This is a genomic window from Rubrobacter sp. M3-4 (assembly GCF_059772285.1).
On record NZ_JCBAJP010000002.1, the window covers coordinates 54896 to 69259 of the forward strand.

The window sequence follows — 14364 nt, forward strand, 5'->3', positions numbered from 1 at the left end:
TATGACGGACATGCTGCACGACGGAGGCCGGCGCCTGACGGAACGCCAGCGCCTCAACCTGAACACGCTCGCGCTCGAGGCCGAGCTGCGCGAGAGGGTGCGGGGTGAGGTGCGCTTCGATGCCGGAACCCGCGCCGCTTACGCCCACGACTCCTCCAACTACCGGCAGGTCCCCTTCGGTGTAGTCTTGCCCAAGGACGCCGACGACGTGCTGGCGACGATGGCGGTCTGCCGCCGCCACGGAGCCCCGGTGCTCTCGCGAGGCGCGGGAACGAGCCTCTCCGGCGAGACGACCAACGTCGCCGTGATCCTCGATTTCTCCAAGTATATGAACCGGATCCTGGAGATCGACCCCGACGAGGGGCCCGGCGACATGGGGAGCGCCCGCGTGCAGCCCGGCGTCGTCCACGACCAGCTCACCGACATCACCGAGCCGCAGTACAACCTCACCTTCGGTCCCGACACCTCCACCCACAAATGGGCGACCTTCGGCGGCATGATCGGCAACAACTCCTGCGGCATACACTCCGTGATGGCCGGTCGTACCTCCGACAACGTCTACGAGATGGACGTGGTGCTCTACGACGGCACCAGGATGACCGTGGGCTGCAACGAAGAGGAGAAGCTCGACCAGATCATCGCGGAGGGAGGGCGAAAAGGCGAGATCTACCGGAGGTTGAGGGAGCTGCGCGACCGCTACGCAGGTTTGATCCGGGAGCGCTACCCCCAGATACCACGCCGGGTCTCAGGGTACAACCTCGACGAGCTGCTGCCCGAGAAGGGGTTCAACGTCGCCCGGGCCCTCGTCGGCAGCGAGGGCACGCTGGCCACCGTACTCAGCGCTAAGGTGCGGCTGGTGCACAGCCCGCCGGCCCGTTCGCTGCTCGTGCTCGGTTATCCGAGCGTGTACGAGGCCGGGGACCACATCTCTGAGATACTCGAGGCCGGCCCGATAGGGCTCGAGGGTATCGACGAGCGCCTGGTTCACAACATGCTGATCAAGGGCATGCACGAGAGGGAGGTCTCGATCCTCCCCGAGGGCAACGGGTGGCTCCTGGTCGAGTTCGGCGGTGAAAGCACCGAGGAGAGCGACGAGAAGGCCAGAAGGCTCATGGAAAAACTACGCAGCGGCGGCGCTCCGCCCTCGATGAAGCTCCTGGACGAGCCGCCGCAGGAGCAGGAGCTGTGGGAGGTCCGAGAGGCGGGGCTCGCGGCGACGGCCCACATCCCGGGGGAGCGCGAGCACTGGCCGGGCTGGGAGGACGCCGCCGTCCACCCGGACAAGGTTGGCGATTATCTGCGCGACTTCAAGCAGCTGATGGACAAACATGGTTACCATGCAGCCCTCTACGGCCACTTCGGCGATGGGTGCATCCACTGCCGCATAGACTTCGACCTCAAGACCGCCGAGGGCCTTGCGAACTGGCGGGCCTTCATGGAGGAGGCGGCCGACCTCGTCACCAGCTACGGTGGTTCTCTCTCGGGTGAGCATGGCGACGGTCAGCAGCGGGCGGAGTTTTTGCCGAAGATGTACGGCGAGGAGCTGATGCAGGCGTTCCGGGAGTTCAAGGCGATCTGGGACCCGGACTGGAAGATGAACCCCGGCAAGGTCATAGATGCGAACCCGATGACCTCGAACCTCAACCTCGGCACGGACTACGACCCGCACAACCCGAAGACCCACTTCGCCTACCTCGAAGATGGTGGCAGCTTCGCCAACGCCAGCCTGCGCTGCGTAGGGGTCGGCCGGTGCCGGGACACCTCGAGCGGCACGATGTGCCCCTCCTACATGGTCACCAGGGAGGAAGAGCACTCCACGCGCGGCCGCGCCCGCATCCTGCACGAGATGTTGCGGGGGCAGACGATCACCGACGGCTTCAAGAGCCAGGAGGTCTTCGACGCGCTCGACCTCTGCCTCTCGTGCAAGGGGTGCAAGGGGGATTGCCCGGTCCACGTGGACATGGCGACCTACAAAGCCGAGTTCCTCTCCAAATACTACAAAGGGAGGCTGCGCCCGGCGTACGCCTATACGATGGGGCTCATCATGCTCCACGCCCGACTGGCGCAGTACGCCCCGCGCCTGGCCAACTTCGTCACCCAGACACCGGGGGTGAGCGCACTCGTCAAGCGGCTCGGCGGGATCGCCCCGGAGCGCGAGATGCCCCCCTTCGCGACCCGGACCTTCAAGGACTGGATGAGGGAGCACACGCCGCGCCACACCGACGGGCCGCCCGTGGTGCTCTTCCCCGACACGTTCAACAACTTTTTGCATCCGGAGACGATGAAGGCCTCGGTCGAGGTCCTCGAGGCCGCGGGATACCGGGTGCTCGTGCCGCAGGAGGCGCTCTGCTGCGGCCGGCCGCTCTACGACTACGGGATGCTCGATACGGCCGGGAGGTTCCTGCGGCGGCTGGTCGACTCCCTCGCCCCGTACGTGCGGGAAGGCATCAAGGTGGTCGTGGTGGAGCCGAGCTGCGCCGCGGCCTTCCGCGACGAGCTGCCGAACATGATGCCCCACGACGAGGACGCGAACCGCCTGGTCAAGAACACCCGCACGCTGAGCGAGTTTCTCGTCGAGGAAGACTACGTCCCCCCGAAGCTCGACCGAAAGGCGATCTTCCACAGCCACTGCCAGGGGGAGGCGGTGATCGGGACCCAGGCCGACGTGGAGCTGATGCGGAGGATCGGGCTCGACTACGAGGTTCTCGACTCCGGCTGCTGCGGGCTCGCGGGGTCCTTCGGATTCGAGCGCGACCACTACGACATCTCGATGCGGATAGGGGAGCGGCGGCTCCTTCCGGCCGTCCGCGAGGCCGGGGGCGAGACGCTGCTCATCGCCGACGGCTTCTCCTGCAAGACGCAGGTCGAGCAGGGGACCGACCGTCGGCCGCTGCACCTCGCGCAGGTCATAAAGATGGCCCTCGACCATGGTGAGGAAGGGCCGGGGGGGGCTTATCCCGAGCGCGCCTACCCGGACGTGGTGCTCGACGACGGCGGGCCGGGCGTGAAGGCGCTCGCCGCGGCCGGGGGCATCGCCGCTGCGGCCGCGATAGCCTGGGGTCTGAGGAGGAGGGCGTAGATGAAGGCGAGACAGGTGCACGAGCAGCGGGGGCAGAGGACCTTCGTCCTCGCCTTCGAGCCGGGCGAGGAGGTCGTCGAGGGGATCACGGACTTCGCGAAGGAGAACCGGCTCGACGCGGCGAGCCTCACCGCGATAGGGGCCTTCTCGCGGGCCACTTTGGGCTACTTCGACGTGGAGAGGAAGGAATACGAGGAGATCCCGGTCGAAGAGCAGGTCGAGGTGCTCTCGCTCGTGGGGGACATCGCGCTCTCCGGAGGGGAGCCCAGCCTGCACGCCCACGCCGTCGTCGGGCGGCGGGACGGATCGACCCGCGGAGGACACCTCATCCGGGGATACGCGAGGCCGATCCTGGAGGTCACCGTCATCGAGTCCCCGGAGCACCTCAGGCGCCGGACGGACCCGGAGACGGGCCTGGCCCTTCTCAGTCCGCAGTAGGGAAGAGGCTTTGCCTGACGGGCCTCTGCGCTTAGAATGAAACGAGAGCCTGTGAAGGGCCGAGGGGCGGCTCATCCGGCCCCGGCGCGAAAACGAGCTTCTTCGAGAAGAGGAGGAAGAGCCTTTGGGCATACGCAGCTTCATCCCGGAGTGGTCCGTGCTCCGGCAGGCGAAGGGCGCGGACAGGTGGGGGCTCGGGCCGGCGGCGCAGTCCCGGCGCCAGCGGGACCTCGAGCCGCGCACGCGGACGGCGGATCGGGTGGTTCAGTCGGTCTGTCCGTACTGCGCGGTCGGCTGCGGGCAGCGCATCTTCGTCAAGGACGGGAAGATCACCCAGATCGAGGGTGACCCGGCGAGCCCCATCTCCCGCGGCAGGCTCTGCCCGAAGGGTTCTGCCTCGCGCAGCCTCGTGCAGAGCCCCACGCGCGAGTACAAGGTCAAGTACCGCAGGCCCTACGGCACAGAGTGGGAAGAGCTCGACCTCGATACGGCGATGGACATGATCGCCGACCGGGTCATAAAGACCCGCGAGGAGACCTGGGAAGACACCGACGAGGAAGGCCGCCCCCTGCACCGCACGCTGGGGTTCGCCCACCTCGGCGGGGCGACGCTGGACAACGAAGAGAACTACCTGATAAAGAAGCTCTTCACCGCGCTCGGCGCCATACAGATCGAGAACCAGGCCCGCATATGACACTCCTCCACGGTCCCGGGTCTCGGGACCTCGTTTGGTAGGGGCGGGGCGACCACCTTTCAGCAGGACCTCGCCAACGCGGACTCCATCCTGATCATGGGGTCCAACATGGCCGAGAACCACCCCGTGGGCTTCCAGTGGGTGATGGAGGCCAAGCTGCGGGGTGCGAAGATAATGCACGTCGATCCCCGCTTCACCCGCACGAGCGCGGTCGCCGACCTGCACGTCCCCATCCGAGCCGGCACCGACATCGCGTTCCTCGGCGGGATCATCAACTACATCCTCGAGAACGAACGCTACTTCAGGGACTACGTCGTCCACTACACCAACGCGCCGGTGATCGTGAACGAAGAGTTCGCCGACACCGAAGACCTCGACGGGCTCTTCTCCGGATGGGACCCCGAGAAGGGCGCCTACGACACCGAGACCTGGCAGTACGCCGGGACGACCGTGCACGGCGCCGCCGGTCAGCGCGAGCAGGGCGGGGTGACCGGCGAGCAGGCGCACTACGCGCAGGCCGGAGAGCTGGGGGTCGAGGGGGAGCCGCCGGAGCTGGATCCCACGCTCGAACATCCCCGCTGCGTCTTCCAGATCCTGAAGAAACACTTCAGCCGCTATACCCCGGAGAAAGTCGAGGAGATCTGCGGCTGCCCGAAGGAGCGATTCCTGGAGGTCGCCGAGACCCTCTGCGAGAACTCCGGGCGCGAGAGGACCTCGGCGTTCTGCTACGCGGTCGGCTGGACCCAGCACACCCACGGGGTTCAGAACATCCGGGCGGCCTCGATCATCCAGCTGCTCCTCGGCAACATCGGGCGCCCGGGCGGGGGGATACTGGCCCTGCGGGGGCACGCCTCCATACAGGGCTCGACCGACATCCCCACCCTCTACAACATCCTCCCCGGCTACCTGCCGATGCCCCACGCCCACGCGCACCAGGACCTCGACACCTACGTCGAGCGCAACGCCGCCAAGAGCGGCTACTGGGGGAACATGCGCGCCTACATGGTGAGCCTGCTCAAGGCCTACTGGGGCGACGCCGCGACGGCCGAGAACGACTTCTGCTTCGATTATCTACCGCGCCTCACGGGAGACCACTCGATCTACCCGGCGCTCATGGGCATGATCGACGGCTGGTGCAAGGGCTTCTTCGTGATGGGCGAGAACCCGGCCGTAGGGGCGGCCAACGGCAAGCTGCAGCGGCTGGCGCTCGCGAACCTCGACTGGCTGGTCGTGCGCGACATGACCGAGGTCGAGACGGCCTCCTTCTGGTACGACGCCCCCGAGCTCGAGACCGGGGAGCTCAAGACCGAGGAGATAAAGACCGAGGTCTTCTTCCTGCCGGCGGCGGCCCACACCGAGAAGGAGGGGACCTTCACCAACACCCAGCGCCTTCTGCAGTGGCGCTTCAAGGCCGTCGATCCCGAGGGCGACTGCCGCTCGGAGCTGTGGTTCATGTACCATCTCGGCCGGAAGATCCGCGAGAAGCTCGCCGGCTCCGACGACCCCAAAGACCGCCCGGTGCTCGACCTCACCTGGGACTACCCGACCAAAGGGCCGCACGAGGAGCCCGACGCGGAGGCCGTGCTGCGCGAGATCGGCGGCTGGGACGAGAACGGGGATGCCCTGCCGAGCTACCTGCCGCTCAAGGACGACGGTTCGACCGCGTGCGGCTGCTGGATCTACGCCGGCGTCTACGCCGACGAGGTGAACCAGGCCGCGCGCAAGAAGCCCTACTGGGAGCAGGAGAGCTACGTCGCCCCCGAGTGGGCGTGGGCGTGGCCGATGAACCGCAGGATCATCTACAATCGCGCCTCGGCCGACCCCGAGGGCAGACCCTGGTCGGAGCGCAAGAAGTACGTCTGGTGGGACGAGGAGAACGGCAGGTGGACCGGCTACGACGTGCCGGACATCGCCGCGACCAAGCGCCCCGACTACGTCCCCGAGGAGGGGGCCGTCGCCGAGGACGCCATCCGCGGCGACAAGCCGTTCATCATGCAGGCCGACGGGCGCGGCTGGATCTACGTGCCCGCCGGGCTCACCGACGGGCCGCTCCCCACCCACTACGAGCCGCACGAGTCCCCGTTCGAGAACGCGCTCTACTCCCAGCAGTCGAACCCGGTGCGCCAGCAGTTCCCGCGCCCGGACAACCCCTACAACCCTTCGGGGTCGCGGGTCTTCCCGTACGTCTTCACCACCTACCGGCTCACCGAACACCACACCGCCGGCGGGATGACCCGTACCATCGGGCACCTCTCCGAGCTGCAGCCGGAGATGTTCTGCGAGGTCTCCCCGCAGCTCGCGCGCGAGGTCGGGCTCGAGAACGGCGGCTGGGCGACGATCGTCACCGCGCGCACCGCCATAGAGGCGCGGGTGCTCGTCACCGACCGCATCAAGCCGATGAAGGTGCAGGGGAGGGTGGTGCACCAGATCGGTCTGCCCTACCACTGGGGCAGCAAGGGGCTCGTGACGGGGGACCCGGCCAACGACCTGCTCGCCCTGGCGCTCGACCCCAACGTCCACATCGGCGAGTACAAGGCCGCGACCTGCGACATCCGGCCCGGCCGGAAGCCTCGGGGCCGCGCGCTCGTCGAGCTCGTCGAGGACTACCGGCGCCGCGCGGAGAGCCACGACGGAGGAGGCAGACGTTGAGCGATTCCAGCCACATAATCCCCGGGTCCGGGAGGCCCGGCGTCTCCGACGCCTACAACATCGAGGGGCACGAGACCCCCGAGACCCGACCGCTGATCCCGCTCGGGCAGCGCTACTACGGGGAGGAGAGGCCCCGGATGGGCTTCTTCACCGACACCAGCGTGTGCATCGGGTGCAAGGCCTGCGAGGTCGCCTGCAAGGAGTGGAACGACGTCCCCGACGTCATCGGGGAGCTTACCGGGGAGTCCTACGACAACACCAGCTCGCTCGGGGCGAACACCTGGCGGCACGTGGCCTTCATCGAGCAGCGCATCCCCACCGAGGTCCCGGACGCCGACGGCGACGTCCGGTGGCTGATGTCCTCGGACGTCTGCAAGCACTGCACCGAGGCGCCCTGCCTCGACGTGTGCCCGACCGGGGCCCTTTTCCGCACCGAGTTCGGCACCGTGGTCGTGCAGGAGGACGTGTGCAACGGCTGCGGCTACTGCATCCCGGCCTGCCCCTTCGGGGTGCTCGACCGGAGGGAGGATGACGGGCGGGCCTGGAAGTGCACGCTCTGCTACGATCGCCTCAAGGGCGGGATGGAGCCCGCCTGCGCCCAGGCTTGCCCGACGGACTCGATCCAGTTCGGCCCTCTCGACGAGCTGCGCGAGAAGGCCAACGGGCGTCTGGAGATGCTGCACGAGGCGGGCGTGGAGGAGGCCCGCCTCTACGGAGCGAACGAAGAGGAGTACGGGATGGGGGCCTTCTTCCTCCTGCTGGACGAGCCCGAGGTCTACGGGCTACCGCCCGACCCGGAGGTCGTGACCCGCAAGCTCGGGAGACTGTGGGGGGCGGCGGCGCTCGCCGCCGGGGCGCTCGCCGCCGGAGTCGCCGCCGCGTTCATAGGGGGTGGAAGATGAGCGAGGAACGCAACGGCCGGCGCACGGACTCCTACTACGGACGTCCGGTCATAAAGGAACCGGTGTGGACCTGGGAGATCCCCTGGTACTTCTTCACCGGGGGGCTCGCCGGGGCCTCGGCGCCGCTGGCGCTGGCCGCCGACCTCTCCGGCAACCAGAGGCTCGCCAGGAGCGCCCGCCTCGCCGCCCTGGGCGGGGCGATGGTGAGCCCGGTGCTCCTCATCTCCGACCTCGGACGCCCGGAACGCTTCCTCAACATGCTCCGGGTCGTGAAGCCCACCTCCCCGATGTCCATCGGCACCTGGGTGCTCTCCTCGTTCGGGCTCTCCTCCGGGATCGCGGCGACCTCGGACGTGTTCGGCGTATTCCCGCGTGCCCGCACCCTTTTCGAGGGGGCCGCGGCCCTGCTCGGGCTCCCGCTCGCGACCTACACCGCCGTTCTCTTCGCGGACACCTCAGTCCCGGTCTGGCACGAGGCGAGAAAGGAGCTCCCGCTCGTCTTCGCCTCGGGCGCGGCGGCGAGCGCCGGGGCGTGCGCGGCGGTCTTCACGCCGGTGGGGGAGGCCGCCCCGGCCCGCAGGCTCGCCGTCGGGGGAGTGCTCGCCGAGATAGGGGCCGCGGAGCTGATGAAGCGCCGCCTGGGCAGGCTTCTGGCCGAACCCTACGAGAAGGAGGAGGCCGGACGGTACTCGAAGCTCGCGACCACGCTCTCTGGGGCCGGGGCAGCGGTGCTCGGGCTCGCGGGCGGGAAGAACCGGGCGGCGGCCGTGGCCGGGGGCGCCATGATCCTCGCCGGCGCCCTGTGCGAGCGGTGGTCGGTGTACAAGGCCGGCTTCCAGTCCGCACGCGACCCGAGATATACCGTCGAACACCAGCGCGAGCGGCGCAGGAGGAAGGGGCTGTAACTTTTCTTGCGTGTCTCGCGCAGGGTGAGGGCGCTTCGTTCTCTTGGTCGGGCCCGATGAGCGCGTAGCGCCTTCCCCTGACCCCCGTGCCGGGGATCGTCCCCGTTGCGGATGATCTGTCGGGGGAGAAGTTTGCTCCATCTTTACCGGCCTTTCGCAAAACTTTACAGGATGCTTACGCCGGGTGGGGAGACTGATAAGAGGCATGCCGGGAAGCTGCCTTCCCGGCATGCTCCGTCGTTGTGGCTGGCAGACGAAGGAGACGAGAGATGGAGCACGATAACGCGGAGGTGGTCGTCGTCACCGGGGCTTCCGCCGGGATCGGTCGGGCGGTGGCCCGCGAGTTCGCCCGGCACGGGGCGAAGGTCGGGCTTCTCGCCCGTGGCACGGACGGCCTCGAGGGAGCGGTGAAGGACGTCGAAGCGGCCGGGGGCGAGGCGCTCGCGATCCCGACCGACGTCGCCGATTACGAGCAGGTGGAGGAGGCGGCCTCGAGGGTCGAGCGGGAGCTCGGCCCGGTGGACGTGTGGGTCAACGACGCGATGACCACCGTCTTCGCGCCGTTCAAGGAGATCACCCCGCAGGAGTTCAGGCGGGCGACGGAGGTGACCTACCTGGGGGCGGTCTACGGGACGAAGGTGGCGCTTGAGAGGATGCTCCCGCGCGATAGGGGGACCATCGTGCAGGTGGGCTCTGCGATGGCTTACCGCTCCATACCCCTGCAGGCCCCTTACTGTGGTGCCAAGCACGCGATGAAGGGGTTCACCGACTCGCTCAGGGTCGAGCTCAAACACGACGGCAGCAACGTGCACGTGACGATGGTGCAACTGCCGGGGCTCAACACCCCGCAGTTCGATCACTGCGAGTCGAAGATGCCCAACAAACCCCAGCCCGTTCCCCCGATCTATCAGCCGGAGGTGGCGGCCCGGGGCGTCTACTGGGCCGCCCATCACAGAAGGCGCGAGTTGTACGTCGGGCTCTCGGCCGTTTTGACCATAGAGGGCAACAAGTTCCTCCCCGGCTTCGGCGACTGGTATCTGGCCAGGACCGGGTACGACTCGCAGCAGACCGACGAGCCCGCAGACCCGGACCGGCCCTCCAACCTCTTCGAGCCGGTTCCGGGCGACGCCGGCGCCCACGGACGCTTCGACGGCATGGCACACGAGAGGAGCCCGCAGCTGTGGGCAACGACCCATCGTGGTGCGCTCCTCGCCGCGGGGGTTGCGGGTCTCGCAGGACTCTACGCGCTGCTGCGGTCGCGGTGAGCCTGGACGGCGGGGAGTTCGGAAGGCGCTACCGGCGTGGTCTGCGTGCCTCCGCCCGCAACAACGCCTCCGCTTACGGTTACTCGGTGACGATAACGGGGTCTTTCGGAATCCTGAGCGCGGCCTGGGGATCTCCGGGAGCGGCGGACGTCTTCGGGTTCGGGGGCGGGGCCGTGATGGGGTTCGCCCTCGTGGAGGCCGCCGTCTCTGGGCTGTTTCGGCACGGGCTCGAGGACGAGCCGAGCCAGGTGAAGGCTCTCGGCAGCTCGATAAGCGTCTTCTCGGTGGGGCTCGGGCTCACGGCGGCGCTCGCCACGGGGCGCTTCCTGGAGCACCGGTCGCTTGCGTGGCCCGTGGGGGCGTTTCTGGCGACCGTGGGGTACCTGCTCGCGTTCGCGCTGGAGATGAGCGTGGCGGAGACGTTGCGGGACCGCGGTGAGGACGGAGCATCGGCAAGGGAGCGAGGGGATCGTTCCGGAGAGGAGGAAGAGGGTTGAGATACTGTTGCAGGTTGAGCGGAGCCTCGCGGGCCGCAGAGGTGGGGAGGATCGCCTACGGGGCCGCGCTGCTCGTGTTCCCCGGGGCGCTGGTCCGGATGGTCTCCGGAGGGAAGGCGGACCGTCCCTCCAGGATCGGGGCTCGCATCCTGGGCGCACGCCACCTGGTGCAGGCCGCGGTCGTCGGGAGGAGCGGAGGCCGACCGCTGCTCGCTGCCGGGGCGGCCGCCGACGCGCTGCACGCGCTGAGCATGGTCGCGCTGGCTACCTTCGACAGCGGACACCGCAGGATCGCCGCGACCGACGCGGTCGTAGCCGCGCTCTTCGCGGCGGGCGGGCTTCGGGAGGTGCGCGATGCCTGATGAAGGATACCCGCCGATAGGCGACTACGCCCTCATCGCCGACAGCAACTCCGCAGCGCTCGTCTCGCGCTCGGGTTCGATGGACTGGTGCTGCATCCAGCGCGTGGACGCCGGGAGCTGCTTCGGGAGGATCCTCGACCGGAAGAGGGGAGGGTTCTGCTCCATAAGCCCCACGGGGGACGAATGGGACGTCTCCCGGCGCTATCTGGACGAGACGCTCGTCCTCGAGACCACCTTCACCACCGGCGGCGGGGAGGTGCGCCTCTACGACTTCTTCGCCATGCCCGCGAGCGAGGAGGAGCACCGCCAGATCGTACGGATTGTCGAGGGGGTGCGCGGGCACGTGGAGCTCGAGATCCGGGTCGCCCCCCGCTTCGACTACGGGGAGATAGATCCCTGGATCCGGCAGGAAGGAGCCCGGCTCTTCTCCGCGATAGGCGGCAACGATGGTCTGCTCATCCACTCCGACGCTGACGTAGGGATCTCCGATACGGACGAGATCTCGGCGAAGGTCGACGTTCACGCCGGGGATCGGGTGCATCTCTCGATCCTCTCCGTCCCCCCGGCCCGGCTCGACCGTGATCTCCCGGAGCCGCCGGGTGCAGAAGAGCTCGACCGGCGTCTGGAGGAGACGGTGGAGTGGTGGCGTGGGTGGGCCTCAGGCATGCGTTTCAAGGGCCGCTACCGGCCCGGGGTGTTGCGCTCGGCGATCACCATAAAGGCTTTGATGAACGAGATGACCGGCGCCGTGGCCGCGGCGGCGACCACCTCGCTGCCCGAGATCCCTGGAGGTAGCGCCAACTGGGACTACCGGTACAGCTGGATCCGGGACTCCTTCTTCTCGGTGCGCTCCCTGGCCGAGGTCGGGTTCGAAGAAGAGGCGGACGCCTTCCGACGCTTCATCGAACGCAGCGCCGCCGGCAACGCCCGCAAGCTGCAGATAATGTACGGCGTCGGGGGCGAGAGGACGCTCGTCGAGCGCGAGCTCGGACACCTGGAGGGATACCGGGGTGCCAGACCCGTGCGGGTGGGCAACCTCGCCGCCGGACAGATGCAGCTCGGCGTCTTCGGGCAGCTGCTGGAGCTCTCCTGGCGCTGGCACAAGAGGGGCAACTCCCCCGACGACGACTACTGGCGCTTCATCGTGGACCTGGTGAACACCGCCGCCGAGCGCTGGAGCGAGCCCGACGCCGGGATCTGGGAGAAGCGCGGGGACCCCGAGCACTTCGTGTACTCCAAGGCCGGTTGCTGGTGCGCGCTCGACAGGGGAATAAAGCTCTCCGAGGAGTGCATGCGGCGGGCGCCGACCACCCGCTGGCGGAAGGTGCGCGAAGAGATCCGGGAGGCCATAGAGAGCGACGGCTACGACGAGGAGCGCGGCGTCTTCGTTCGGGCGTTCGGCTCGAAGGACCTCGACGGGGCACTGCTCCTTCTGCCCGAGACCGGCTTCGTCGACTACGACGACGAGCGAATGGTCCGTACCACCGACGCCATCCGAAGGGAGCTCGACGACGACGGGCTCATAAGACGCTTCCCGGGAAACCCGCAGGAAGGGGCGTTTCTGGCCTGCTCTTTCTGGCTCGCAGAGTGTCTAGCCCGCCAGAAGAGGTCCAACGAGGCGCAGGAAGTCTTCGATCGGGCCCTCGCCACGGGCAACGACCTGGGGCTCTTCTCCGAAGAGTACGATGTCGAAAGCGGCGAGCTACTGGGCAACTTCCCGCAGGTTCTGACCCACCTGGCCCACATCTCGGCGGCCGTCGCCATCTCGGAGGGATAGAGGGGCTCCACGGGAAACCTTTCACCGGGAGACCATGCCGCAGGGGGTATAACCCATTCATAGATGGATGCCAGGCTCTTCAGAGAGGTGAAGTCGGCTCGCATCTTCCTCCTGCTCGCGGTCCTGCTGGGGCTCGCGGGGACCGGCGCGACGATCCTGCAGATGCGGTTTTTAAGCGAGGCGGTCTCGCGGGTCTTCCTCGGCGGCGGGACGCTGAGGCAGGTGACCCTCACCCTGGTGCTCCTGCTCGGCGCGGTGGTGGCCCGCGCGGCCTTCGCCTGGGGCCGGGAGGTCGTGGGCAGGCGGGGTGCGATAGCGGTCAAGAGCGCTCTCAGGGAGAGGCTCTTCTCGCACGTGGTGCGCCTGGGACCGGCCTACACCAGGAACGAGAGCACCGGCGAGGTCGCCTCGACGGCCGTGGAGGGTATAGAGCGGCTGGATGCCTACTTCGGGAGCTACCTGCCTCAGGCCGCGCTGAGCGCCCTCGTCCCCCTCACGATAGCCGGGTATCTCTTCACCGTCGACTGGATCAGCGCTCTGCTGCTGCTCGCGACCGCCCCGATCATCCCGATCCTGATGGTCGCCGTCGGGAAGTACTCCGAGAGGCACATCCAGCGGCAGTGGGAGACGCTCTCCCGCATGAGCGCCTACTTCCTCGACGTCCTGCAGGGGCTCCCCACGCTGAAGGCGCTCGGGCGCAGCAGGGAGGAGAGCAGGACGGTCGAGCGGGTGGGAGAGGCCTTCCGGCGCAGGACGATGAAGGTGCTGCGTTACGCGTTCGCTTCCGGACTGGTGCTGGAGTTCATGGTCTCTATCGCCATCGCGGTCATAGCGGTCGAGCTCGGCGTGCGCCTGTTGCGGGGGGACATAGCCTTCCAGCCGGCCTTCCTCGTGCTCCTGCTCGCCCCGGAGTTCTACCGCCCGCTGCGCGAGCTCGGGACGAGCCGCCACGCCGGGATGGAGGGCAAGGCGGCGGCTGAGCGCATCTTCGAGATCCTGGACACCCCGCTCCCGGAGCGGAGCGGAGGCGAAGCGGGGTGGGAGCCACCGGCCGGAGCACCCCGCATAGAGTTGAAGGACGTGAGCTTCTCGTTCCCGGACGCCCGGCGGCCGGCGCTCGAGAAGGTGAACCTCACCCTGGAGCCCGGGACGACGACGGCGCTCGTCGGGCGCAGCGGCGCGGGCAAGAGCACGCTCGCCAGCCTGCTGCTGCGTTTCCTCGATCCCGAGGAGGGCGAGATCCTCGCCTGCGGCACCCCGATCTCGAAGTTCCCGGCCGCGCGCTGGCGCGAGCACGTCTCCCTCGTCCCGCAGCGACCGTACCTCTTCTACGGCAGCGTCCTGGAGAACATCCGGCTCGCCCGCCCGCGGGCGAGCCGCGAGGAGGTCGAGCGGGCCGCCGAGCTCGCCGGGGCGGACGGCTTCATCCGGACGCTCCCCGATGGGTACGACACGCAGCTCGGCGAGCGGGGGGCCCGTCTCTCGGGCGGGGAGGCGCAGCGCATCGCGATAGCCCGCGCCTTCCTCAAGGACGCACCCGTCCTGATCCTGGACGAGCCGACCTCGAGCCTCGACCCGGAGAGCGAGACGGCGATAAGGGAGGCAGTCGAGCGCCTGAGGGCGGGCAGGACCACGCTCGTCATCGCCCACCGTCTCAATACCGTCTACCGGGCGGACGGCATCGTCGTGCTCGACGCGGGGCGGGTCGTGGAGCAGGGGACGCACGAGGAGCTCGTGCGCCGGGGTGGGCTCTACGCGGAGCTCGTCGGTGCACCGGAGGAGGTCCGACCGTGAGG

At 68.4% G+C, this 14364-nt stretch carries 10 protein-coding genes; all 10 read left to right on the top strand.

Features of this window, described 5'->3' with window-relative positions; genetic code table 11:
- Position 1 precedes the first annotated feature (1 nt).
- The 10 genes from AC6EKW_RS02580 to cydD all read left to right on the top strand — a co-directional run bounded on the left by AC6EKW_RS02580 (position 2) and on the right by cydD (position 14362).
- Complete coding sequence (locus AC6EKW_RS02580) at positions 2-3079, top strand: FAD-binding and (Fe-S)-binding domain-containing protein (protein ID WP_273886830.1); 3078 nt, start codon at positions 2-4, stop codon at positions 3077-3079.
- Positions 3080-3517, top strand: a complete 438-nt coding sequence (locus AC6EKW_RS02585) for a PPC domain-containing DNA-binding protein (protein WP_273886831.1) — start codon at positions 3080-3082, stop codon at positions 3515-3517.
- 124 nt (positions 3518-3641) lie between these two features.
- Positions 3642-6860 (top strand): formate dehydrogenase, encoded by a 3219-nt coding sequence (gene fdh / locus AC6EKW_RS02590; RefSeq protein WP_273886832.1) that lies wholly within the window; start codon positions 3642-3644, stop codon positions 6858-6860.
- 137 nt (positions 6861-6997) lie between these two features.
- Positions 6998-7762, top strand: coding sequence for a 4Fe-4S dicluster domain-containing protein (locus AC6EKW_RS02595; RefSeq protein WP_420542019.1), 765 nt, complete (start codon positions 6998-7000; stop codon positions 7760-7762).
- Positions 7759-8667 (top strand): NrfD/PsrC family molybdoenzyme membrane anchor subunit, encoded by a 909-nt coding sequence (gene nrfD, locus AC6EKW_RS02600; protein ID WP_273886834.1) that lies wholly within the window; start codon positions 7759-7761, stop codon positions 8665-8667. The genes AC6EKW_RS02595 and nrfD overlap by 4 nt, the downstream gene beginning before the upstream one ends.
- A 269-nt stretch (positions 8668-8936) precedes the next feature.
- Positions 8937-9932: an SDR family oxidoreductase gene (locus AC6EKW_RS02605; RefSeq protein WP_498513616.1), complete on the top strand. Its 996-nt coding sequence runs from the start codon at positions 8937-8939 to the stop codon at positions 9930-9932.
- Positions 9929-10429: a hypothetical protein gene (locus AC6EKW_RS02610; protein ID WP_498513617.1), complete on the top strand. Its 501-nt coding sequence runs from the start codon at positions 9929-9931 to the stop codon at positions 10427-10429. The genes AC6EKW_RS02605 and AC6EKW_RS02610 overlap by 4 nt, the downstream gene beginning before the upstream one ends.
- A complete protein-coding gene (locus AC6EKW_RS02615; protein ID WP_498513618.1) occupies positions 10426-10791 on the top strand; it encodes a hypothetical protein in 366 nt (121 codons plus the stop codon). The genes AC6EKW_RS02610 and AC6EKW_RS02615 overlap by 4 nt, the downstream gene beginning before the upstream one ends.
- Positions 10784-12568: a glycoside hydrolase family 15 protein gene (locus AC6EKW_RS02620; protein ID WP_498513619.1), complete on the top strand. Its 1785-nt coding sequence runs from the start codon at positions 10784-10786 to the stop codon at positions 12566-12568. Before AC6EKW_RS02615 ends, AC6EKW_RS02620 begins: the two co-directional genes overlap by 8 nt.
- A gap of 63 nt (positions 12569-12631) precedes the next feature.
- Positions 12632-14362: a thiol reductant ABC exporter subunit CydD gene (cydD, locus tag AC6EKW_RS02625; protein WP_498513620.1), complete on the top strand. Its 1731-nt coding sequence runs from the start codon at positions 12632-12634 to the stop codon at positions 14360-14362.
- Positions 14363-14364: the final 2 nt, after the last annotated feature.

Coding starts and splice junctions, on each gene's coding strand:
- nrfD (WP_273886834.1), top strand. CDS start 7,759: ATGAGCGAGGAACGCAACGGCCGGCGCACGGACTCCTACTACGGACGT.
- AC6EKW_RS02585 (WP_273886831.1), top strand. CDS start 3,080: ATGAAGGCGAGACAGGTGCACGAGCAGCGGGGGCAGAGGACCTTCGTC.
- AC6EKW_RS02605 (WP_498513616.1), top strand. CDS start 8,937: ATGGAGCACGATAACGCGGAGGTGGTCGTCGTCACCGGGGCTTCCGCC.
- AC6EKW_RS02580 (WP_273886830.1), top strand. CDS start 2: ATGACGGACATGCTGCACGACGGAGGCCGGCGCCTGACGGAACGCCAG.
- cydD (WP_498513620.1), top strand. CDS start 12,632: ATGGATGCCAGGCTCTTCAGAGAGGTGAAGTCGGCTCGCATCTTCCTC.
- AC6EKW_RS02620 (WP_498513619.1), top strand. CDS start 10,784: ATGCCTGATGAAGGATACCCGCCGATAGGCGACTACGCCCTCATCGCC.
- AC6EKW_RS02595 (WP_420542019.1), top strand. CDS start 6,998: ATGGGCTTCTTCACCGACACCAGCGTGTGCATCGGGTGCAAGGCCTGC.